The sequence below is a fragment of the Amycolatopsis sp. NPDC054798 genome (assembly GCF_053611505.1).
Genome location: NZ_JBSHAM010000065.1, coordinates 29,975 through 51,901 on the forward strand (window position 1 = coordinate 29,975; position 21,927 = coordinate 51,901).

The window sequence follows — 21,927 nt, forward strand, 5'->3', positions numbered from 1 at the left end:
GGGCCCGGACATCGGGGAGGTGTGGGCCGTGCCGGAACGCAATCCGCTGCGGATCCTGCGCAAATGCGCGGACTGGTTCGAAAACCGCGGCGTGTACATCCCCGGCGAGGAAAGCCGCGCGGTCGACCCGGTGCGCGACTTCGGCTGGCTCATGGTCGCCTGGGGCGCGGGCGTCGCGATCTTCATCCTCTTGTTCGCGTTCGCGGTGTGAATCCCGGCTTGCGGCCGTTGACATCGAGGTGACGACTGTCACCCGCAGTGCTCTTTCGATCACGGATCGGCCACGGCTGTACACCAGGTCCGCGACTTCCGCACCGTGACGGCATTAGTGCCGTCAGAGTGGAGCGGGTCCGTCCGGCAACTACGCCGAACGGCACACCGCCCCACCCCGACTGGAGTACCCCCGCGATGGCGCCCCCGCGCACCCCGAAACTGCTGTTGACCGCCTGCCTGCTGTTTTCCGTGGCGGCCTGCGGCGGCGTCAGCGCTCGGGAAGGCTCCGCCGCGATGGGCGTCGGCAACCCGGCGGCACAGCCCGCGGCCGCCCCCGCCTCCAGCGACCTGCAATTCGGCGCCAACCACCGCTTCGCCAGCGGAATCACGGTCTCGCTGTCCGCCCCGCAGTCCTTCCAGCCGAGCCCGGCGGCGTACCCGCGCAGCGCCCGCGCGGCGGCGTTCTACATCCAGGTCACGAACAACGGCACCGACCCGTACCGGGTTTCCGCGCTCTCGGTCACCGCGACGGTCGCCGGGAAGCCGGCGAAGCAGATCGTCGACGCCACGCAGGGGCTCGGCGGCGTCTCCGACGCGGGGAAGGACCTGATGCCGGGCCGGTCCACGCAGGTCACGCTCGCTTTCGCAGTGCCGGCCGACAGCGCTCGGATGGCCGTGCAGGTGCGGCCGAGCACTGGCGAGCCCGCCGTCGTCACCTATTGCGGAGACGCCTGAATTACCCTCGTCTCCATGACCGACCAGCGACTCGCCCCGGGCGACGAAGCGCCCGAATTCACCCTGCCGGACAGCACCGGCAAGAACGTCTCGCTCAGCGACTTCCGCGGCCAGGCCGTGGTGGTGTACTTCTACCCGGCGGCTGGGACGCCTGGGTGCACCAAGCAGGCCTGCGATTTCCGGGACAATCTGGCTGAGCTGAATGATGCCGGGTATCAGGTATTGGGGATTTCGCCGGACAAGCCGGAGAAATTGGCCAAGTTTGTCGAGGCGGAGAAGCTGACGTTCCCGTTGTTGTCCGATGTGGACAAGACGGTGCTGACCGAATGGGGGGCGTTCGGGGAGAAGAAGAATTACGGGAGGATTGTGCAGGGGGTGATCCGGTCTACGTTTATCGTGGATGCGGAGGGGAAGATTGCTCGGGCGGCTTACAATGTCCGGGCTACTGGGCATGTGGCCAAGTTGATTCGGGATTTGGGGATTTCTGCCTGACGGTGGCGGTGTTGTTTCGGGGAATTGGTGCGGTGGGGGCACCCCGAAGCTGATCGTGACTACGTGCGGAGAGGCTTGTCAAGGCGGGAAAGATGCCTTGACAAGCCTTTCCGCGCGTGTTTTTGGCTTCGTATCGGGGTGCAGGGCCGGGTGTGGCTGCGTTGGTGGGGTTGGGTGCGCGGGCTGCGGTTGAGGGGGTGGTGCGCGGGGTTTGGGTGTGGTGGTGGGTTGGGTTCGCGGGTGGGGGTCGGGTGGGGGCTAGCGCCCCAATGTGGCATTGGGTGCGTGTGACGCACCGAATGCCACATTGGGTGCATCTGACGCACCCAATGTGGCATTGGGGGCATTGCGGCTGAGGTGGCTTAGGGCGAGGGTTGCCAGGGCGGCGGCTTGGTCGCTGAGGACGCTGTCGTCGAAGAGTGCGCGTGGGGAGTGGTTCATCTCTGCGGTGTCGGGGTCGGTTCCGGGCGGGGTGGTGCCTAGGAAGATGAAGGCGCCGGGGACTTCGTTCAGTACTGCGGAAAAGCTCTCCGACGCCATCACTGGGTGTTCCAGTGGGACGGCTCGCTCCGCGCCGAAAAGATCGCTTAGGACGTTCAGTGCGTGTGCCGCCGCCTGTGGATCGTTCGTGGTGACTGGGTAGACCGAGCGGAACTCTGTTTCCGCGCGGCAGCCGAAGGCTGTTGCGATTCCGTTTGCCAGTCCGGGAAGTTCGTCGGCCAGGATGTCGACGCTCTCCGGGGAAAGCGCGCGAATCGTGGCAGCTAGCGTCGCTTCGTCGGGGATGGCGTTGATGATCTCGCTTGCTTGCATTTTGGTCACCGTAAGCACAACCGGGTCGAAGACTGGGAACCGCCGGGTGACGTACGTGTGCAGGGCCGAAATGATCTGTGCGGCGGCGGGAACCGGGTCTACCGCCTGATGTGGTCGCGAACCGTGGCCGCTTCGTCCTAGTACGCGCACGGTGAGGCTGCTCGCCCCGGCCATCACCGCGCCGGGGCGGGTCGTGAATACGCCGGTTCGGCCCGGCAGGACGTGAATGCCGTAGGCCGCCTCGACGCGGGTTCCCGCGGCCGAAAGCACTCCCTCTGAGATCATCCGCTGTGCGCCGCCGCCGGCTTCTTCGCCTGGTTCGAACATGAACACCACTGAGCCTGAGATCTCATCGCGGCGGGTGCTGAGCAGCTTTGCCGCACCAACGAGCGCGGCTGTGTGCAGGTCGTGCCCGCACGCGTGCATCAACCCGGGCGTCTGAGATGCGAACGGCAGCCCGGTTTCCTCCGTGACGCGCAGTGCGTCCATGTCAGCGCGCAGCAAGACCGACGGGCCGTGCCGTGTGCCGTGCAGTACTGCGATGATCGACGTGAAATCGTGGGGGCCGGGTGTCACTTCCAAGCCAAGTGAGGCCATCGCGGTCAGCACGGCTCGCTGGGTGCGGGGGAGCGCGAACCCGGCTTCGGGCTGGGCGTGGAGGATGCGGCGGAGTGCGGCCAGCTCTGGCTGGAGGGCGGCGGAGGCGGCGAGGATCGAGGCGGAAACCGGCATCGGGGCTCCTTAAGCACGGTGCGTGCCGCGCTGGTGACGCAAGCGTCTAATGTCTACAATCAATATAGACGATGTCGGGTGTTCGGGGTTCCGGTGCGCCTCTAATCTGTCACTACGCGTGACCCGCGTCGGCGACGTCACCGGACCGAGTACTTCGGAGGACTTCTTGCCGCAGATCACGAACACCGCAGCCGCCGTCCAGGTCGCCCGGGCGCTCGAGGACGAGATCGTCTCGGAGGGCTGGAGCGCCGGGCATTTCGTCGGCCGCCGTCAGGAGCTGATGGCGCGCTTCGGCGTCGCGCCGGCCACGCTGAGCGAGGCGATCCAGCTGCTGCGCGCCCGCGGCATCGTCGACGCTAAGCCGGGGCCGGGCGGCGGGATCTTCGTCGCGACGCGTTCGCCGTTCACGCACCTGAGTGATCAGCTGCTCCAGTTGCGCGAAGGAAAGGCGACCGTGGAGAACTGCCTGCGCGTCCTGGACGCGCTCGACGGTTCAGTGCTGCACGACGCGGTCGAGAACGCGAGCGATGAAGATATCGCTGATATCTCAGCGTGTGCCGAGACGTTGAAGGCGGCCTGGGATTCCGCCGAAGCGCCAACGGCGATCTGGGCCCTGCACGCGCGGATCGCACAGGTGTCGCCGAACGAGCTATTGCGCAGCCTGTACACGAATCTCGTCGACTACATCATCGCTGCGAAGCTCGAAGGCGTCACCGCGCCGACCACGCGGGAGCGGCTGCGGACGCACCTCGATTTCGCCGAGGCGGTCATGAAGCGCGACCACGAGCTGGCGGAGTCGGCGATTTCGCGGCATCGCCGTCCCGCGGTGGCAGCCCGGCCTTCCTGAGCTTCGCAAGCCGGAGAACTTGATGGATGTACACGCGCTCAGAATTATGTATATTCATTACAGTTAATCGTCCGGCTTGAGGAGGATGCATGCTGCTGGAGCTCCGCAGTGTGGTCGACCGCGTGCTCGCCGCCCCCGATCGCTCGTCCCGCGGTGCGCAGCCGCCGATCCGCTTGTCCCAGAACGAAATGCCGTGGGCTCCCGCCGACGTCATCGTCGCCGCCATGACCGAAGCGGCCCGGAATGCCCACCGCTACCCCGATTACCACCGGGCCGCGGCACGCGCCGCCGTCGCCGAGGCGATGGGCCTCGACGCGGGGCGGATCGCGATCGACAACGGCTCCGGCACTCTGCTGCACGCGCTCGCCCGGCTGGTCTGCGAACCCGGCGTGCACGGCGTGCGCCCGGCACCGTCCTTTGAGGCGTATGCGGCGGCGCTTTCGCTTGCTGGCGCGGAGTCCGCAGAGGTCGGTCTCGACGCGAACGGCGCGATGGATCTCGACGCGATGCTCGCCGCCGTCGGCCCGGAAACCCGCATTGTCTACCTCTGCAATCCCAACAACCCGACCGGCGGGCTGCGCGGGGTCGAGGATATCCGCGACTTCCTGAAAAGCGTGCCGTCGAGCGTGCTGGTTGTTGTCGACGAGGCGTACCGCGAGTTCGTGTCTGCCGAACCGGTGGACGCGACTGTCGGATTGCTCGACGAGTTCGAGAATCTCGTGCTGCTGCGGACACTGTCCAAAGCGCACGGTCTGGCGGGAATCCGCGTCGGTTATGCCGCGGCCGCACCGCGTATCGCCGAGGCGCTGCGCCGCACATCCGTCGGGTTCGCGCTCAACAGCGTGGCCGAGGCGGCGGTCATCGCGGCGTTGAGCGCGGAAGGATTGGCTGTGGCTAAGGAAAGAACCGCCGTCATCGTCTCCGAACGCGCTCGAGTCGAGGCCGCGCTGACCGCGGCGGACGTCGCGTTCGTGCCCAGCCAGGCGAATTTCCTTTTCCTGCCGGGAGACGCGGCCGTCCTGCTGTCCCGTTTGGAGGCTCGCGGCGTGCTCGCCCGGCCGTTCCCGAAGGCGGGCGGGGCGCGGGTGACGATCGGGCTGCCCGAAGAAAACGACGCGGTGCTCGCCGCCCTTGTCTGATCAGCGGTTTCCTCCGACACCGTGTCGGAGGAAACCGGAAGGACTTCGGAGAGCCGCTCGATGAGCCGCCGCACCCGAGTTCTTACGCTAACCGGCAGGACGGACGGAGCGGTTCGTCCCCGCGGCGGGCAACCGGCCGCTCGCAGGAAGGAACGACTGCAGTGACGGAGCGCCTATTCGAGCACGACCGGCGGGCCTCGATGCGCCGCTCGGTGACCGGCGGTGTGCTCAAAGCAACCCTGCTCGCCGGGCTCACGCTGATTTTCGTCTATCCGGTGGCGATGATCGTGCTCGGCGCCTTCCGCGACGGGCTTCCCTCGGACAACATGCCGTTCACGATGAGCGGCCTGCTTTCGGCGTTCGAGGCTCCGGAAACCTGGCACACGCTGTGGAACTCGATCGTGCTGGTCGTCGTGTGCGGCACGATCTCGGTGGCCGGCGGCGGGCTGTTCGCCTGGATCGCGGCCAACACGAACGTGCCCGGCCGCAAGCTGCTCACCCCGATCATGGTGATCAACCTGTTCGTCCCGCCGCTGTTTCACACCCTCGGCTGGATCATGCTCGGCAACGCGCAGAACGGCCTGCTCAACCAGTTCGGCCGGGCGCTCGGCACGGACGGTCCGCTCATCGACATCCAGGGCTGGGGCGGGCTGATCCTGCTGACGTCGCTCGGTTACCTGCCGTTCGCGTACCTGCTGCTGCTCGGCGCGTTCAAGAACCGGGACCAGTCGCTCGACGAGGCCGCGGCGATCAGCGGAGCCGGAACGGTGCGCACGTTCTTCACCATCACCATCCCGTCGGTCGGCCCGGCGATCACCGGTGCGGCCCTGCTGATCGCGGTGCTGGTGTTCCAGTCGTTCGACGGGCCGCAGCTGATCGGCCGCCAGGCGGGCATCTACGTCTTCTCGACGCAGATATACCACTACGTCCGGGATGAGGCGCCAGCCGAGTACACCAAGGCGTTCGCGCTGTCCCTCGTGCTGATCCTGCTGGTGCTGCTGCTGTTCCTCGCGCAACGCTGGATGCTGCGCGGCCGCAGCTTCACCACGCTCACCGGGAAGACGTCGCGGCGCGATCCGCAGGAGCTGGGCCCGGTCCGCTGGGTGCTGTCCGCGCTGATCGTCGTGGTAGTGCTGCTGAACTTCCTGCTGCCGCTTTTCGCGATGGTGCTCGGCAGCCTCCAGCCGATCTTCGGGGTGATGAGCACCGGGCTGACCCTGGACAACTACGTCACGATGCTCACCGACCCGCAGTTCAGTTCCAGCTTGGCGCTCACCGCGTGGCTCGCGGTCGTCGGCGGCTTCGGCTCGATCGCGATCGCGCTGCTCACCACCTACGTCACCGCGCGGCGCAGGGGATTCCTGCGGAGCTACACCTCGTTCGCCGTCTGGATCCCGTGGGCGCTGCCCGGCGTCGTGCTGGGCCTCGCCTACATGTTCGCCGTGCTCTACCTCCCCGCCTTCCGCGGTCTTTACGGTTCGGCGTTCCTGATGACGCTCGTGCTGATCGTCGCCACGATCCCGGTGTCCAGCCGGATCGCCGAGGGCGCGCTCGCCCAGCTGTCGCCCGAACTGGAGGAAGCGGGCCGGATGTCCGGCGCGAGCGCGGGACGGGTGCTGGTGACCATCGTGCTGCGCCTGGTCGTCCCGAGCTTCCTGGCCGGCTGGTTCCTCTCCGCGCTGTTCATCTCGGGCAACCTCGCCGTGCCGATGCTGCTCGCCCCGCCCGGCCTGGAACCCGTTTCGCTGACCGCCTTCCAGCAGTTCCTCACCGGCGAGATGTCCCGGGGCGCGGCACTGTTCATGATCATCCTGATCGCCGCGTTCGCCGTGCTCGCGCTCGCCGCGGTGTCGGTCAAGCTCGGCGGCCGGATCCTCGGCCGCCGCACCGACCGGCTGTCCGGCTCGTTCTCCCGCATCACCCACTGACCCGAGAGGAAGAACAATGAAGTTCTCCCGCACGAAACTGCGCGCGCCCGCGCTGGCGCTCACCGCCGGCCTGCTCGCCGCGCTGACCGCCTGCACGTCGGCGGGCGCGACCAAGGCGAGTTCGCCAGTCGAGGTCCCTGGTGCGTCAGCCGCGGCCAACAAGTACATGAACGAGCTGTACGACAAGGCGTTCGCGGCCAACCACACCCAGCTCGTGCTGTACGGGCCGGGGGTGACCGCGAACCAGGCGCTGAACGACGTGTTCGCCAAGCGCTTCCCCGGGATCAAACTGCTCCCGCAGGACCAGGCGGACGCGCAGATCCTCACCAAACTGGACACCGAGGCGCAGAGCGGGAACCGGATCGCGGACGTCTACGTCGGTGGCGAATCCCCGCAGGCGGCCGCGAAACCCAACATCTGCACGACCGCGGACGTGCGCACCGCCGACCCCGGGTTCAAGGTCCCGACCGACAACGACGGACGGCTCACCTACTTCGCGCTGCGCTACTTCGGCTTCGTCTACAACACCGACCAGGTGCAGAAGCAGGACGCGCCGAAGAACTGGCACGATCTGCTCGACCCGAAGTGGAAGGGCAAGATCGCGGTCGGCGACATGACCGTCCCCGGCGGCATCCGGTACATCCTCGAATCGCTGATGCTGCCCGAGAACGAGAAGAAGTGGGGCCGCTCCTACCTGGAGAAGCTGGCCGCGCAGGACCTGCAGATATCTCAATCCGAGCCGATGGTGCCCACAGATGTCGCCAGTGGCCGGTTCCCGGTCGGCATCGCCGTATACCAGGGCTATTTCGAGGCGCAGAAGCAGAAGGGCGCCCCGATCGGCATGGTGTTCCCGCTCGAGGACGGCGGGAACTACATGGCGCGCTCGGCACTGTGCCTGATCAAGGACGCACCGCACTCCGAGGCCGCGCAGCTGTACGTCAACTGGCTGTACTCGCCGGAGGGCCAGAAAGCGCTGGCGGAGAAGGACAACTCCTACGGCCGCACGCCGACCGCGCCCGGCCCGCCCGGACTGCCGTCGCTCGACAAGCTGCCGCGGCTGCCGTTCTCGAACCCGGACCCCGCGTTCAACAAGCCCTACTTCGACTTCATCACCCAGGCGTTCAAGAAGTAACGCCTCCCCTCCCGGCCGGAGAGAAAGCGCAGGTCACGATGACCGAGGTCCAGGTATCCGGACTCACCAAGAAGTACGGCGCGAAGGCGGCGCTGCACGAACTGGATCTGACGATCGAGTCCGGGCAGTTCGTGACGCTGCTCGGCCCCTCGGGCTGCGGCAAAACGACCACGTTGCGCTGCCTGGCCGGGCTGGAGCGGCCGAGCGCGGGCCGGATCGTGATGGGCGACCGGGTCGTGGTCGACACCGCGCGGCGGACGTTCGTGCCCGCGGACAAACGCCGGGTCGGCATGGTGTTCCAGAGCTACGCGCTCTGGCCGCACCTGAGTGTCACGGACAACGTCGCCTATCCGCTGAAGGTTGCCCGGATGCCCGGCCGGGAACGCGCGCAGCGGGTGCGGGAAATGCTCGACGCGGTCGGTCTTTCCGATCTCGGGAAGCGTTCGGTCACCGCTCTGTCGGGCGGTCAGCAACAGCGCGTGGCACTCGCCCGCGCGCTGGCCGCCCGGCCGGGGATCATCTTCTACGACGAGCCGTTGTCCAATTTGGACAGCAAGCTGCGCTATCAGATGGGCCAGCAGGTGCGGTCGCTGCACAACCGGTTCGAGACCACTTCGGTCTACGTGACGCACGACCAGGAGGAAGCGATCACGCTGTCCGACCGGATCATCGTGATGAGCGAGGGCGTCATCGTCCAGTCCGGTACGCCGAGCGACCTTTACGACCGCCCGAATTCGGCGTATGTCGCGGATTTCATGGGCTTTCAGAACATCCTGCCCGGAACGGTCACCGGCGTGCGCGGCAAAACCGCCGAGGTGCGCGTCGATGACACGTCGCTGGTCTTTTCCGGGATCACGACCGGCGACGTTTCGATCGGGGACCGCGCCGACATCGCGTTCCGCGCGGCGCATGCCCGGCTGTGCCCGGACGGTGCCGGAGCCGGAAAATTCCGCGGGACGGTCGAGCGCACGACCTATCTCGGCAGTGCGGTCAACCTGCTCGTCCGCGCGGACGGCCTCCCGATGCGTGTGCGCACCGAAACCGCCGAGCTGTCCGCGGAATCCGTTCCGACCGCGGGTGAGGAACACACCTTCGCGGTGAGCCCGGACCGCGCCGTCGTCATCCCGCACGAGAACGCGGCCCCGGCCGACGACGACTACCTGACCACGATGACCGATGCCGCCGTCGCGCCCCGCTGACGCCGGACGAAGGGAAGAACCCGTGCCCGACCTCTCTGTGCCCGGCTTTTCGGCGCCCCGTTCCGGCGGGGACGGGCCGCGGATCCGGGAACTCGCCGAGATCGGCGGACGCACCGACACCCGCGACGTCCTCGCCCACGCGACCAAACAGGCCGAACGGGAATACGACGACTACTTCATCGTCGACATCGACGCGCACGTCTCGGAGGACCATTTCTGGGGCGAGGTACTGGAACTCATCGACAACGACGTGTGGCGCCAGATCGGCATGGACCAGTTCGGCAAATTCGCCGGCAACAACGCCTTGCTGAACATCCAGCCTGGTATGTCACACCAGAGCGTTGGCGGACGCATCGGGCACCAGGGCCGCAAGGAGCCGCTCGAGGGCGTGTCCGGGCACCCGTTCGTCGCCGCCGCCCGGCGCGGGATGGACGCGATGGGGCTGGACTATCAGGTCGTGTTCCCGAGCGCGATGCTGTTGCTGGGCATGCATCCGCAGGACGAGATCGAGGTCGTGCTCGGCCGGGCGTTCAACCGCTGGCTGACCGAAGTCGTTCTGCCGCAGGACGATCGGCTCAAGGGCATGCTGTATTTGCCGTACAACACGCCGGAGGTCTGCGAGGAGCTGGTCGAGAAGTACGCGGACAACGACGGGATCATCGGGTACACGGTCTGTTCGACACGGAACAACCCGGTTCATTCGGATGTCTACACGAGGCTGTACAAGCTGATCGAGGACAGCGGGAAGCCGCTCGCCTTCCATTCCGGGTACCACTGGGGCGATCCGTCTTTCGCTCAGCTGAACCGGTTCCTGTCGATGCACGCGCTGTCGTTCACGCATTACAACCAGATCCACGTGACGAACTGGATCATCAACGCGATGCCGGAGCGGTTTCCCCGGATCAAGATGGTCTGGGTGGAAAGCGGGCTGGCGTGGATCCCGTTCCTCATGCAGCGGCTCGATCACGAGGTGCTGATGCGTCCCAGCGAGGCTCCGGGGCTGACTCGCTTGCCTAGCGAGTACATGAAGGAGATGTGGTACACCAGCCAGCCGATGGAGCGGACCAGCATGGAGTTGCTGGAGGCCGGGATGAAGGCGTTCAACGCGGAGACTCAATTGCTGTATTCGTCGGACTGGCCGCATTGGGATTGGGATGCGCCGTCCACGATCACTCGGCTGCCGTTCCTGTCTGAGGAGGCTAAGCGGAACATCCTGGGGCTCAATGCTGCTCGGGTTTTCAATCTTCCTACTGACCGCCGGAAACCCGCTGCGCAGAGCGTGCTTCGTGAACGGCCGGGGGTTTCGTGATCATGACATCTGAACTGACCTCGCTGGTATCTCGGCTGGGCGGGTTGACATCCGAGATCGTCTCTGCCGACCGGGCTGCTGCGGTCGCTGATGAGGAGATCGCTGAGTTGCTGTATGCGGCGGCTCGGTTGTTCTCGGCCAAGACTGATCGGGTGGGGAAGATTGCCTGGCCTGTTCGGGAGGATGCGCTTACCGCTACTGAGACTGTGGTTTTGGTGACCGCGTTGCTGGACGCGGCGGATGTGAATCTTTTCGATATGGCGATTTGGTATCGGAGGGCCGAATGAGCGCTGTGCGGCGGGAAGTGGCTGTGGCTGGGTTGGCGGAGCTTCGGGCCCGGGAGCGGATTGTGGTGGAAGTGGACGGGCTGGAGGTGGGGGTTTACTTCCACGCTGGGGAGGTGCGGGCTTGGCATAACGTGTGCCCGCATCAAGGGGGGCCGGTGTGTCAGGGGAAGATCATGCCTCGGACTGTTCAGCCGGTTCGGGAGGATCGGAAGAGCGGTGGGCCTGCTTTTCATCCGGCTGATCGGAATATTGTTTGTCCTTGGCATGGGTTTGAGTTCGATGTTTTGACTGGGCGGCATCCGGCGGATGGGCGGGTGGGGTTGCGGGCGGTTCCGGTTCGGGTGGTGGGGGATGAGGTTGTGGTGACGGTGTGAGTTTTGGGTTTTAGTCGCCTGTTTGGTGGTGGGGGTTTGCTTGTGGTGAGTGTTGCGGTGGGGGCACCCCGAAGCTGATTGTGACTACGCACGGAAAGGCTTGTCAAGGCGGGAAAGATGCCTTGACAAGCCTTTCCGTGCGTGTTTTTGGCTTCGTATCGGGGTGCAGGGCCGGGTGTGGCTGCCGGGGTGGGGTTGGGTGCGCGGGTTGCGGTTGAGGGGGTGGGGCGCGGGGCTTGGGTGTGGGGTGGGTTGGGTTTGCGGGGTGGCGGTGGGGTAGGTAGCGCGCGGGGCTTGGGTGTGATGGTGGGTTGGGTTCGCGGGTGGGGATCGGGTGGTGGGTGGGGCTAGCGCCCCAATGTGGCATTGGGTGCATGTGACGCACCGAATGCCACATTGGGGCAGGCAGTGCGCCGCGGCGGGCCGGGTGGGGGAGTGGGTCGTGAGGGGAACCCTGAGGGAATCAGTGTCTGTGAAGGTTCCCCTCACGGACGGCTTTCTCGCGCCTCAGAGTGTTTCCGGATCCACTTCGACCGCGGCGAAAAGAGTCCGCGCGCAAAGGTCCCGCAGTTCCTCCGTGCTGATCTTCGGTTCGTCCAGCCAGTCCAGGATCAGGGTCGCCACGAACGAAAGCCATCCCCGGACCGCCAACCTCGTCGTGGGGGTGACGGGGCGCAGCAGGCTTATCGCGGCCAGGATGCGTTCGGCGTTCGCTGCCATTCCGGCTTCGCAGATTTCCCGGATTTCGCGGTCGGCGTCGCCTGCGCTGCGGTGCACGATGCGGTAGCCGTCCGGATGGGTGCGGGCGAATTCCAGGTACACCTCCAGCCCCGCACGCAGCTGTTCGGCCACCGGCAGTGCGGGGTCGGGTTCGCTCATCGCCAGCAGCTGGTCGCGCTGGCCGCGGACGATTGCCGCGAAGAAGTCTTTTTTCGTGGGGAAGTAGTGGTACAGCAGGCCGCGCGAGACGCCGGCTATTTCGGCGACTTCCTCGATCCACACCTCGTCGTACGGGCGGCCCGCGAACAGTCCGGCTCCGATGGCCAGCAGCTGTTCGCGCCGCTGCTCGGTGCTCAGGCGCGTCCGCATCGTCCCAGCTTACTTGACACGGGTTCAGCAGCGGGGGATCGTGACCCTATTGGATGTGGGTTCAGTAGGGGAGCGAACTGTGGACACCACCGCGATTCCGCACCGTCCGGGCAGGCTGCCCGTGGTCGGTGACCTGCTCGGGGCCAGTCTGCGCGCGCCGCTGCAGGGCACCATGCGCGCCGGCGCGCGGCTCGGGCCGATTTTCACCCGCAAGTTCTTCGGGATGGAGATCGTGTTCGTCAGCGGGATCGACCTGGTCACCGAGCTGAACGACGAGACGAGGTTCGGCAAGCACGTCGGCCTCGGCGTCGAGCGGCTGCGCGCGGTCGCCGGCGACGGGCTGTTCACCGCGCACACCCGCGAGCCGAACTGGCGGCTGGCCCACGACATCCTGCAGCCCGCGTTCTCCGCCGAGGCGATGCGCCGCTACCACTCGACAATGCTCGAGGTCGCCCACGAGCTGACCGCGGCGTGGGACCGCGCGACCGGCCCGGTTGACGTCGCTGCCGACATGACCAGGCTGACCCTGGAAACGATCGGTCTGGCGGGTTTCGGCTACCGGTTCGGGTCGTTCGAGCGCGCCGAACCGCATCCGTTCGTCACCGCGATGATCCGCGCGTTGCGGTTCGCGCAGCTGGAGAACGTCAAGCTTCCGTTCGTGCGGCGTGCGCTGGCCGGGTCGGCGGCGCAGAACCAAGCGGACATCGCGACCATGACGAACCTGGTCGACGAGGTCATCGAGACGCGCCGCCGGGAAGGCGGGGAGGCCCGTGATCTGCTCGGCCTGATGCTCACCGAGGGCCACCCGGCGACCGGCGAGCAGCTCGACCCGGTGAACATTCGCAACCAGGCCATCACGTTCGTCGTCGCGGGACACGAGACGACGTCCGGTGCGCTGTCGTTCGCGTTGTACTACCTGACGCGGCACCCGGAACTGCTGGCGAAGGCCCGCGCCGAAGTCGACGCGGTGTGGGGCGAGCGCGAACCGGCCTTCGGCGATGTCGCGAAGCTGCGGTACGTCCGCCGTGTACTCGATGAGGCGATGCGGCTGTGGCCGACCGCGCCGGGCTACTCCCGGGAAGCGCGTGAAGACCTTGTGCTGGGCGGGAAATACGCGATGCGCAAGGGCGATTCGGTCATCGTGCCGTTGCCGATGCTCCATCGCGACCCGACGGTGTGGCCGGATCCGGAGAAATTCGATCCGGACCGTTTCGAGCCTGCGGCGGTGCGGAAACGCCCGGCTCAGGCGTACAAACCGTTCGGCACCGGGGAACGCGCGTGCATCGGCCGCCAGTTCGCCTTGCACGAAGCTGTGCTGGCGCTGGGGATCATGTTGCAGCGCTACGACTTCGAGGCCGATCCGGCGTATGAGCTGAAGATCGTGGAGTCGTTGACGCTGAAGCCGAGCGGGTTCACCCTCCGGCCGCGGATCCGGGAACGGGCGGCGGGACTGACCTCAGCTGCTGCCCGCTAATTCCCCGGACAGCGTTTCGTGCATCCTCGCGCTGTGCTTGTTCAGCCCGACGATCTCCACGGTTTTCCCGCGTGCCTCGTACTTCGTCGTGATCGCATCCAGCGCCGCTACGGTCGAGGCGTCCCAGATGTGTGCGGCCGAAAGGTCGATGATCACTCGATCCGGGTCGTCGGCGTAGTCGAACTGATACACCAAGTCGTTGCTGGACGCGAAAAACAGCGCCCCGGTCACGGCGTACCGGACACTGTCGTGCTCGCGCACCGCGGTCACCTCGACCAGGTGCGCGACCCGGCGCGCGAAGATCACCATCGCTGTGATCGACCCGGCCACGACCCCGATCGCGAGGTTGCTGGTCGCCACCACGATGCCCACGGTCACCGCCATCACGGCGACCTCGCCGACCGGCATCCGCTTCAGCGTCGCGGGCGCGATCGAATGCCAGTCGAACGTGCCGAAAGCGACCAGCACCATCACCGCGACCAGTGCGGCCATCGGGATCCGCGACACGACGGGTCCGAACACCAGGCACAGCACCATCAGGAACGCCCCGGCGAGGAACGTCGACAGCCGCGTCCGGCTGCCCGCGACCTTGACGTTGATCATGGTCTGGCCGATCATCGCGCAGCCGCCCATGCCGCCGAAAACCCCAGTGACGACGTTGGCGACGCCCTGCCCGGCCGCTTCCCGGGTTTTGTTCGAGTGCGTGTCGGTGATGTCGTCGACGAGTTTGGCGGTCATCAGCGATTCCATCAGCCCGACCAGCGCGAACGCCAGCGCGTACGGCGCGATCAGGCCGAGCGTGCCGAAGGTGAACGGCACGTCCGGAATACCCGGCACCGGCAGCGCTGAGGGGAGCGCGCCCTTGTCGCCGACGGTCGGCACCGCGATCCCGGCCGCGATCGTCAGCGCGGTGAGCGCCACGATCGACACCAGCGGCGCGGGAACGGCCTTGGTCAGGCGCGGGAAGAACACCATGAGCACGAGACCGCCGGCGAACAGCGGGTACACCGGCCACGGCACGTTGATCAGTTCCGGCACCTGCGCCAGGAAGATCAGGATCGCCAGCGCGTTCACGAACCCGACCATCACGCTGCGCGGCACGAACCGCATCAGCTTCGCCACGCCGAGCGAGCCGAGCACGATCTGGAACAGTCCGCCCAGCACCACCGTCGCGACGAGATAGCCGAAGCCGTGTTCCCTCGCCAGCGGCGCCACCACCAGGGCGATCGCCCCGGTCGCGGCGGAGATCATCGCCGGGCGGCCGCCGACGAACGAGATCACCACCGCCATGGTGAACGACGCGCACAGGCCCACGCGCGGATCGACGCCGGCGATCACGGAGAACGAGATCGCCTCCGGGATCAGCGCGAGAGCGACGACCAGCCCCCCGAGGATCTCGGTGCGTGCGACTCGGGGCGACAGCCACGCCGGCCGTCGGATGGACACGGTGGACAGCGGCGAGGGCACAGTGAATGACCTGTCGGTTTCGGGGACGGGCAGAAAGAGCCGCTTCTGACGGTAGACGACTGGGCTGATGTCGCCGCCGCTCCCCGCTTTCAGGTGAGGCTCGGGTCACCCCGCTTTCCCGCCGCGACGGGCCGCGCTAGGATCAGGGCAGTCGTACAGGACGATCGCCCTGAACGACTGACCGGGACGATTGACCAGGAGTGAGCGGATGAATTCTCCGGCGGCGGCACGCGGGCGTGACGTGCGGCAGAAGCTGCTGACAGCGGCGACGGAGCTGGTGCCGGAACGCGGCTGGACGGCGGTGAGCACTCGCGTGCTGGCAGACCGGGCCGGGGTGACGCCGAGCGTGGTGCACTACCACTTCCCGTCCCTGCAGGCGTTGCTGCGCGAGGCGGTCCTCGACGCGATGCGCGAGGTGCTGGAGAGCGTCGGCCCCGCGTTGGCTGCGACGGAGAACCCGGCTGATCTGGTGACCGCGCTGTTCGGATCGGTCGAGCCGTACAGCGGGGTGGACCCGTTGTCGGTGCTGTTTGTCGAGGCGTATCTGGCGGCGAGGCGTGACGAGGAGCTGCGGGAGCGGATCGGCGGATTGCTCATGGAATTCCGTGCGCGGCTCAGCCGCTGGCTCGCCGAGCGCGGCGTCCCGGAACCGGACGCGACCACCGAGGTGCTGGTCGCGACCATCGACGGTTTGCTGCTGCACCGCGGCCTCGCCCCCGGAGGGGATCCGGCGGCGGTCACCGGCGTGCTGCGCGGACTGGTCACTCGCCCCTAGGAGGACGCGATGAGAATCCTGGTCTGCGGCGCTGGCATCGCCGGGCTGGCCGCGGCGAACCGGCTGTCCGTGCTGGGCAACGATGTGACGCTGGTGGAGCGAGCGCCCGGGCCGCGCCCGCAGGGATACATGATCGACTTCTTCGGTCCCGGGTACGACGCGGCCGAGGCGATGGGGGTGTTGCCTGCGATCCAGGAGGCGGCGTATCCGATCTCCGAAGCGATTCTTCTTGACGCACAAGGAAAACGCCGATCCGACATTCAATTCGCGCAGTTCGCGCGTACCGTCGGCGGCCGGTTGCTGAGCGTCCTGCGGCCGGATCTGGAACAAGCTTTGCGCGCGTCGCTGCCTCCGGAGGTCGAACTTCGGTACGACAGTGGAGTGGTCGCAGTCGAGGACGAGGACGGCCGGGTCGCGGCCACCCTCTCGGACGGTTCAGTGCTGGAAGCCGACCTGCTGGTGGGTGCCGACGGGATCCATTCGACCATCCGGCGGCTGGTGTTCGGCGAGGAATCGCGGTTCCTCCGCTATCTCGGATTCCACACCGCAGCGTTCCTGTTCAAGTCGCCCGAGATCCACGCGGTGGCAGACGGACGGTTCTGCCTCACCGACACCGTCGGCAGGCAGATGGGCTTCTACGGGCTGCGCGCCGGGACTGTCGCCGCCTTCGCCGTCCATCGCACGCCCGATCCCACGCTGCCCGACGACGTGCGGGCTTCGCTGCTGGGCACCTACGGCTCACTGAGCTGGGTGGTGCCGGAAGCACTGACACACTGCCCGCCGTCCGCGAAGATCTACTACGACCAGGTCGCTCAGATTGAGATGTCAACGTGGAGCACCGGCCGGGTCACGCTGGTCGGGGACGCGGCGTACGCGGTGTCGCTGCTGGCTGGGCAGGGCGCGTCGCTCGGGATCGCGGGCGCGTACGTGCTGGCAGACCAGCTGAACCGCGCGTCGTCGATCTCCGAGGGACTGGCGGAGTACGAACGGCTCTGGCGTCCGGTCGCGGCCGACAGGCAACAGCTCGCCCGCAAGGGTGCGCGATGGTTCCTTCCCAGCAGCAAACCGCAGCTCTCCCTGCGCCGTCTAGCCCTGAAACTGGCCCGGTTGCCCGGAATTGACCGGTTCGTGGCCGGGAGTTTGACCGGGAAATCCACCGCGCTCATCACGAACCCGCACCATTCGTCGAGGGAAGGAGCCCGACCGTGAACCCGATCGTGCGCACGGTCTTCAAAGCGCCGGCGAAACTGTACGACCGCCACCTGGGATGGTTGCTGGGCAAGCGTTTCCTGTGCCTGACCCACCTCGGCCGCAAATCCGGCCGCCAGTACCGGACGGTGCTGGAGGTGATCGGCCTCCGTCCCGAAACCGGCGAAGTGCTGGCCATCGCCGGGCTGGGGCCGTCCTCGGACTGGTACCGCAACATCCAGGCCGCCCCCGCGGCGGAGGTCGCGATCGGCCGCCGGAAGTTCGTGCCCGAACACCGAATCCTCGACGAATCCGAAGCAGCCGACGCGATCGCCGGGTACGAACGGCGAAATCTGCTGCTGCGGCCGGTTCTGCATCCCGTGCTGAGCAAGCTGCTGGGCTGGCGCTACGACGGTTCCGCCGCCGCCCGGCACCGGATGGTCCAGCAGCTGCCGATCGTCGCCTTCCGCCCGCGCGGCGGAAACCCCTCCGACCAAGAAGGTACTGACCGCTGATGAACTACATCGCCGAACTGCGCGAACTAGTCGGCACCCGCCCGCTGATCCTGCCCGGCACGTCGGTGCTGATCGCCGACGAGCGCGGCAGGCTGCTGCTGGTGTTCCGCGAGGAAAGCCAGGACTGGGGACTGCCCGGCGGGTTCCTCGACCCCGGCGAGTCCTACGAGGACGCCGGGCGTCGCGAGGTGCTGGAGGAGATCGGCCTGGCTGTGCGGGACCTCGAACTGTTCGGCGTCTACTCCGGACCGGAGTACTTCTACCGGTACCCGCACGGCGACGAGGTCCACAACGTCACCGCCGCGTTCACCGCGACCGTCGAGAACACCGAGGTCACCGTGGACGGAACGGAGATCACCGGCTACGAGTTCTTCGCACTGGACCGGCTGCCGGACGACATCATCGCCCCGGAACGGCCGATCGTCGAGGACTATGTGAAGCGTTTCGGCGGCTGAGGCTTCGGAGCGAGGGTCCGTCGTCGGGCACGAGGTCTGCGCGGCGGGCTAGCTGATCGCCGGGTCCGGGGAGATTCCGCAAGCCGGTCCACCCCCGGACCGATCCGGTGCGGCCCGCCTGGTTCACATGGTTTTCGTCATCCCGCCGTCGAGCACGAGGTCCGCGCCGCTCATGTTCGCGACCTTCCCCGAAGCCAGGAACACCACCAGCGCCGCGATCTCCTCCGGGCGGGCGAATTCGCCAGTCGACAAGCCGACCGCGGCCGGCAGCCGGTCCTTGAACTCCTCCAGTTCGGCGCCCGCGCGCCGGGCGAGCTGGTCCCCAGGACCGCCGGGAGAGGTCCACAGGTCGGTCCACACCGGACCGGGCGAGATCGTGTTCACCCGCAGGCCGCGTCCGCCGAACTCCTCCGCCAGCGCCTTGCCGAGATTCGTCACCGCCGCCTTGACCGCCGACTGCGCGACCAGCCGCGGCTGCGGCAGCTTCGCGTTCACCGAACTGATGTTGATCACCGCGCCACGGCGTTCCAGCAAGCTCGGCAGGGCGGCCCGCGTGGCACGGACGTTCGACAGGAACGTGACGTTGAACGTGTGCAGCCACGCCTCATCGTCGAGTTCGAGGAACCCGCCAGGCGGATTCGAGGTGCCCGCGACGTTGTTGACCAGCACGTCGACCCCGCCGTGCTGATCGAGCGCGTGCCGCACCACCCGGGCCGGCTCGTCCGGGTCGCTCAGATCGGCTTCGATCGCGTCCGGCGTCAGATCCTTCACCGAGGCGGTGACCGTACGGCTCGCCGCGACCACGGTGTAGCCGTCCTCGACCAGCCCCCGGACGATCGCCAGCCCGATTCCCCGTCCGGCTCCCGTCACCACGGCAACCCGCTTCGATTCAGTCGGCACTCCAAGCCTTTCTTTGTCAGCGGCTATCGGGGAAACCGCAGCGGAATTCATCTGTGGTTGCGAATTCTGTTGCGGGGATGGGGATTTCGTTGCTGAGCAGCTCACTGCCCTGACAGACTATCCCGGTTTTCCTTGCTGTGGGGCTGTTTCAGCTAGGACGAAGCCCGGTTCGGCGGCGAGCAGCACTGACGGATTCGGCTGACTCTCCCGTCAGCGACAGTGCCCGCCCGGTGGGCCTCGCCGTCACCGACGAGACCCACCGGAAGAAAGCCGGACCATCGAGCGCGGCGGCCTTACTTGCCGAGTGCGTCCACCCCGGCCTGCGCGAAAGTCTCGTCCTGCGCACCAGACGGCGCACCGGCCACGCCGACCGCCGCGATCGGGGCGTTGTTCGCGTCCACCGGGACCGCTCCGGCGAGGAACAGTGTGCCCTTGATGTCCTTCAGAGTCGGGGTCTGCTGCAAGCGACCGGTCAGTTCGGAGGTTTTGGCGTTCCACGAAACCGCGGTGAACGCCTTCTCCTCGGCCGACGAGTACGATTGCGGGCCCGCTCCGTCGCCGCGCAGGGTCACGATGGTGTTGCCGTCGCGGTCGACCACCGCGACCGACACGTGCTGGCCCGCCTTTTCGGCGGCGTTGAGCGCGGCCTGTGCGGCCTTCTGCGCGGCGGCGATCGACAGGTGCGTGGTCTGGACCAAACCCTTGGGGGCGGCCTGGGCGGCAGGGGCAGCGGCCGGGGTGGCGGCGTTGGCGGCCAGCGCGCCGGTGGTGGCGGCTCCGATCACGGCGAGCCCGCCGACGACGGTGGCGATGCGGGTCTTGGCGGTGAAGTTCTTCATCGGGTGCTCCTTGGCTTGTCCGGCTTGATGCGTTCATCGTGCGTCCGGGAGCGCCTTCACCGGATCGGAGTCCCGGCTCGCCTGGCGGCGCGGAACGGCCGACACTCAGGTCATCCGATCGGCTGATGCCGGCCGGGTTGGCACAGGTCAGGCTCCAGGACGGAACGGAAAAACGGAGGGCGGCGATGACCGATCGGGACGCGCGGTGGCTGGCCGCGACCATGCACACGGCGTTCTTCCTGCTGCTGGTCGCGTCGATCGTGCGCTTCCTCGACCACCATCACGGCGAACCGGCCGCGCCCTGGGTGATCGCGCTGACCGGCTGCCTGGCCGCGGTCTACGCGGTCGGCCTGGTGCTGCGGGTGACCGGGCCCGAGCAGGTGACCGTGCCGTATCTGGCCTGGCTGACCGTCGTGACCGTGCTGTGGGTGGTGCTCGTGCTGCTCGCGCCGAGCTTCGCCTGGTGCGCGGTCCCGCTGTTCGTCACCGGCCTCCGCACGCTGCCCACCGGACCGGCGTTAGTGCTGGTGACGCTGGTGACCGCGCTGGTGGTGCTCTCCCAGAACCGCCTCTCCACCGGTTTCGACCCGAACCTGACGATCGTGCCGGTCGCGGTCGCCGCCGTGACCGCCGCCGTGATCACCTACCTGCGGCGGCAGGCGGCGCGGCTGCGGGAAACCGAGCGTCGCGCGGGAATGCTGGACGAACGGCAACGGCTGTCGCGCGAGATCCATGACGCTCTGGCGCAAGGTCTGTCCAGCCAGGCGATGCTTCTCCAAGCGGCCGACCGCGCGTGGTCCGACCCGGACCTGGCCCGCGAGCATGTGCGTGCGGCACAACAGATCGGCGCGCGGAACCTGGCCGAAGCCCGCAGCCTCGTGCAAGATCTGGCTCCCGCCGATCTCGACGGGCACTCGGTCGAAGAAGCCCTCCGGAACGTCGCCGAACGCGAACCGCGGCCGGTGCGCGTCCAGGTCGACGGGACCGCGCGGCCGCTGCCCGGCCGGGTGCAGTCCAGTTTGGTGCGGATCGCGCAGGGAGCGCTGGCCAACGCGCGCGAACACGCGGACGCGTCGGGAGTGGCGCTCACCCTCACCTACCTAGACGATGAGGTCGTGCTGGACATCACCGACGACGGCCGCGGTTTCGACCCGGACGCCCCGGCCGCCGCCGGACGCGGCCACGGCCTGCCCGCCATGCGCGCGCGGGCGACGCAGCTCGGCGGCCGGTTGACCGTCGAATCCGCACCCGGACAGGGCACCGCCATCTCGGCCGCGATTCCGTTGGGACCGAGCCATGTCTGACGATCAGCCCATCCGCGTCGTGCTCTGCGACGACCACACCATGGTCCGGGCCGGGCTGCGGGCGCTGCTGGCCGGTGCGGGTGGGATCGAGGTCGTCGGCGAGGCCGCGACGGGGCACGAGGCGATCAGTCTCGCCGCTGCGTTGCGGCCGGATGTGGTGCTGATGGATTTGCAGCTGGGCGACGGAATGGACGGGGTGGAGGCGATTCGGCGGATTCGGGCTGTTGCCGAGCCTCCTCGGGTGCTGGTGTTGACGACATATGACACTGATGCTGATATCACGCGGTCTATCGCGGCTGGGGCTACTGGGTATTTGCTGAAGGCTGAGTCGGCTGACGAGCTTTATGCGGCTATTCGGGCGGCCGCGGCTGGGCGGACGGCGTTGTCGGCTCCGGTGGCGGACCGGATGATGGCGCAGTTGCGGGCTCCCCGGCCTGGGCTCACTGACCGGGAGCGGGACATTCTCGAGCAGCTCGCGCAGGGGGTGGGGAATCGGGAGATCGCGCGGCGGTTGTTTATCAGCGAGGCGACGGTTAAGACGCATTTGGGGCGGATTTACGAGAAGCTGGGGGTGGATACTCGGGCTGGGGCGGTTGCGGTGGCTAAGGAGCAGCGGTTGTTGTCTTGAGGCTTGCTGAGACGGTGCGTGGGGGCACCCCGAAGCTGATTGTGCTGACGGTTCGGGGGTGGGTGTTGAAGGGGGGGAAGTTACGTGTGAAAC

23 protein-coding genes are annotated in these 21,927 nt (G+C 67.4%); 18 read left to right on the forward strand and 5 right to left on the reverse strand.

Features of this window, described 5'->3' with window-relative positions; translation table 11 throughout:
* The first annotated feature begins 28 nt into the window (after positions 1 to 28).
* From ACWGIC_RS31880 to bcp, 3 genes are all read left to right on the forward strand, one after another.
* Positions 29 to 211, forward strand: a complete 183-nt coding sequence (locus tag ACWGIC_RS31880) for a hypothetical protein (RefSeq protein WP_452079598.1) — start codon at positions 29 to 31, stop codon at positions 209 to 211.
* Positions 212 to 408: 197 nt separating this feature from the next.
* On the forward strand, positions 409 to 948 hold the full coding sequence (locus tag ACWGIC_RS31885) for a hypothetical protein (protein WP_452079599.1): 540 nt from the start codon (positions 409 to 411) through the stop codon (positions 946 to 948).
* A 15-nt stretch (positions 949 to 963) separates the two neighbouring features.
* Positions 964 to 1,440: a thioredoxin-dependent thiol peroxidase gene (gene bcp, locus ACWGIC_RS31890; protein ID WP_452079600.1), complete on the forward strand. Its 477-nt coding sequence runs from the start codon at positions 964 to 966 to the stop codon at positions 1,438 to 1,440.
* A gap of 258 nt (positions 1,441 to 1,698) precedes the next feature.
* Here bcp and ACWGIC_RS31895 read toward each other — a convergent pair whose 3' ends face one another.
* A complete protein-coding gene (locus tag ACWGIC_RS31895; protein ID WP_452079601.1) occupies positions 1,699 to 2,985 on the reverse strand; it encodes a M20 metallopeptidase family protein in 1,287 nt (428 codons plus the stop codon).
* A gap of 118 nt (positions 2,986 to 3,103) precedes the next feature.
* On the opposite strand from ACWGIC_RS31895, the gene ACWGIC_RS31900 reads away from it, so the two are divergent.
* The 8 genes from ACWGIC_RS31900 (at position 3,104) to ACWGIC_RS31935 (ending at position 11,200) form a co-directional block, all read left to right on the forward strand.
* Positions 3,104 to 3,832 carry a FadR/GntR family transcriptional regulator gene (locus tag ACWGIC_RS31900; protein WP_452079602.1) on the forward strand — a complete coding sequence of 243 codons (729 nt, stop codon included), beginning with the start codon at positions 3,104 to 3,106 and terminating at the stop codon, positions 3,830 to 3,832.
* Between the two features lie 89 nt (positions 3,833 to 3,921).
* Positions 3,922 to 4,971 carry a pyridoxal phosphate-dependent aminotransferase gene (locus ACWGIC_RS31905; RefSeq protein ID WP_452079603.1) on the forward strand — a complete coding sequence of 350 codons (1,050 nt, stop codon included), beginning with the start codon at positions 3,922 to 3,924 and terminating at the stop codon, positions 4,969 to 4,971.
* A gap of 161 nt (positions 4,972 to 5,132) precedes the next feature.
* Positions 5,133 to 6,899 carry an ABC transporter permease gene (locus tag ACWGIC_RS31910; RefSeq protein WP_452079604.1) on the forward strand — a complete coding sequence of 589 codons (1,767 nt, stop codon included), beginning with the start codon at positions 5,133 to 5,135 and terminating at the stop codon, positions 6,897 to 6,899.
* A gap of 16 nt (positions 6,900 to 6,915) precedes the next feature.
* Positions 6,916 to 8,031, forward strand: coding sequence for an ABC transporter substrate-binding protein (locus ACWGIC_RS31915; protein ID WP_452079605.1), 1,116 nt, complete (start codon positions 6,916 to 6,918; stop codon positions 8,029 to 8,031).
* Positions 8,032 to 8,069: 38 nt separating this feature from the next.
* Positions 8,070 to 9,230 (forward strand): ABC transporter ATP-binding protein, encoded by a 1,161-nt coding sequence (locus tag ACWGIC_RS31920; RefSeq protein ID WP_452079606.1) that lies wholly within the window; start codon positions 8,070 to 8,072, stop codon positions 9,228 to 9,230.
* Between the two features lie 22 nt (positions 9,231 to 9,252).
* Positions 9,253 to 10,539 (forward strand): amidohydrolase family protein, encoded by a 1,287-nt coding sequence (locus ACWGIC_RS31925; protein ID WP_452079607.1) that lies wholly within the window; start codon positions 9,253 to 9,255, stop codon positions 10,537 to 10,539.
* A gap of 2 nt (positions 10,540 to 10,541) precedes the next feature.
* On the forward strand, positions 10,542 to 10,826 hold the full coding sequence (locus ACWGIC_RS31930; RefSeq protein WP_452079608.1) for a hypothetical protein: 285 nt from the start codon (positions 10,542 to 10,544) through the stop codon (positions 10,824 to 10,826).
* Positions 10,823 to 11,200 (forward strand): Rieske (2Fe-2S) protein, encoded by a 378-nt coding sequence (locus ACWGIC_RS31935; RefSeq protein ID WP_452079609.1) that lies wholly within the window; start codon positions 10,823 to 10,825, stop codon positions 11,198 to 11,200. Before ACWGIC_RS31930 ends, ACWGIC_RS31935 begins: the two co-directional genes overlap by 4 nt.
* Before the next feature lie 507 nt (positions 11,201 to 11,707).
* Here the strand turns inward: ACWGIC_RS31935 and ACWGIC_RS31940 are convergent.
* Positions 11,708 to 12,289, reverse strand: a complete 582-nt coding sequence (locus ACWGIC_RS31940; RefSeq protein WP_452079610.1) for a TetR/AcrR family transcriptional regulator — start codon at positions 12,287 to 12,289, stop codon at positions 11,708 to 11,710.
* Between the two features lie 79 nt (positions 12,290 to 12,368).
* Here ACWGIC_RS31940 and ACWGIC_RS31945 point away from each other — a divergent pair, with 79 nt between their 5' ends.
* Positions 12,369 to 13,763, forward strand: coding sequence for a cytochrome P450 (locus tag ACWGIC_RS31945; protein WP_452079611.1), 1,395 nt, complete (start codon positions 12,369 to 12,371; stop codon positions 13,761 to 13,763).
* Here ACWGIC_RS31945 and ACWGIC_RS31950 read toward each other — a convergent pair.
* A complete protein-coding gene (locus ACWGIC_RS31950) occupies positions 13,746 to 15,209 on the reverse strand; it encodes a SulP family inorganic anion transporter (protein WP_452079612.1) in 1,464 nt (487 codons plus the stop codon). The genes ACWGIC_RS31945 and ACWGIC_RS31950 overlap by 18 nt on opposite strands.
* Before the next feature lie 229 nt (positions 15,210 to 15,438).
* Between ACWGIC_RS31950 and ACWGIC_RS31955 the strand changes: the two genes are divergently transcribed.
* Genes ACWGIC_RS31955 through ACWGIC_RS31970 form a run of 4 tightly spaced genes read left to right on the forward strand, consistent with a single transcriptional unit; the run spans position 15,439 to position 18,163 of the window.
* Positions 15,439 to 16,005 carry a TetR/AcrR family transcriptional regulator gene (locus ACWGIC_RS31955; RefSeq protein WP_452079613.1) on the forward strand — a complete coding sequence of 189 codons (567 nt, stop codon included), beginning with the start codon at positions 15,439 to 15,441 and terminating at the stop codon, positions 16,003 to 16,005.
* A 9-nt stretch (positions 16,006 to 16,014) separates the two neighbouring features.
* Complete coding sequence (locus tag ACWGIC_RS31960; protein ID WP_452079614.1) at positions 16,015 to 17,214, forward strand: FAD-dependent monooxygenase; 1,200 nt, start codon at positions 16,015 to 16,017, stop codon at positions 17,212 to 17,214.
* A complete protein-coding gene (locus ACWGIC_RS31965; RefSeq protein ID WP_452079615.1) occupies positions 17,211 to 17,708 on the forward strand; it encodes a nitroreductase family deazaflavin-dependent oxidoreductase in 498 nt (165 codons plus the stop codon). The genes ACWGIC_RS31960 and ACWGIC_RS31965 overlap by 4 nt, the downstream gene beginning before the upstream one ends.
* Positions 17,708 to 18,163: an NUDIX hydrolase gene (locus tag ACWGIC_RS31970; RefSeq protein ID WP_452079616.1), complete on the forward strand. Its 456-nt coding sequence runs from the start codon at positions 17,708 to 17,710 to the stop codon at positions 18,161 to 18,163. The genes ACWGIC_RS31965 and ACWGIC_RS31970 overlap by 1 nt, the downstream gene beginning before the upstream one ends.
* A 123-nt stretch (positions 18,164 to 18,286) precedes the next feature.
* Here ACWGIC_RS31970 and ACWGIC_RS31975 read toward each other — a convergent pair whose 3' ends face one another.
* Positions 18,287 to 19,063: an SDR family NAD(P)-dependent oxidoreductase gene (locus ACWGIC_RS31975; protein WP_452079617.1), complete on the reverse strand. Its 777-nt coding sequence runs from the start codon at positions 19,061 to 19,063 to the stop codon at positions 18,287 to 18,289.
* A gap of 293 nt (positions 19,064 to 19,356) precedes the next feature.
* A complete protein-coding gene (locus ACWGIC_RS31980; RefSeq protein ID WP_452079618.1) occupies positions 19,357 to 19,902 on the reverse strand; it encodes a GlcG/HbpS family heme-binding protein in 546 nt (181 codons plus the stop codon).
* 185 nt (positions 19,903 to 20,087) lie between these two features.
* Between ACWGIC_RS31980 and ACWGIC_RS31985 the strand changes: the two genes are divergently transcribed.
* Positions 20,088 to 21,206, forward strand: a complete 1,119-nt coding sequence (locus ACWGIC_RS31985) for a sensor histidine kinase (RefSeq protein ID WP_452079619.1) — start codon at positions 20,088 to 20,090, stop codon at positions 21,204 to 21,206.
* Positions 21,199 to 21,834, forward strand: a complete 636-nt coding sequence (locus ACWGIC_RS31990) for a response regulator (protein ID WP_452079620.1) — start codon at positions 21,199 to 21,201, stop codon at positions 21,832 to 21,834. Before ACWGIC_RS31985 ends, ACWGIC_RS31990 begins: the two co-directional genes overlap by 8 nt.
* Positions 21,835 to 21,927 lie beyond the last annotated feature (93 nt).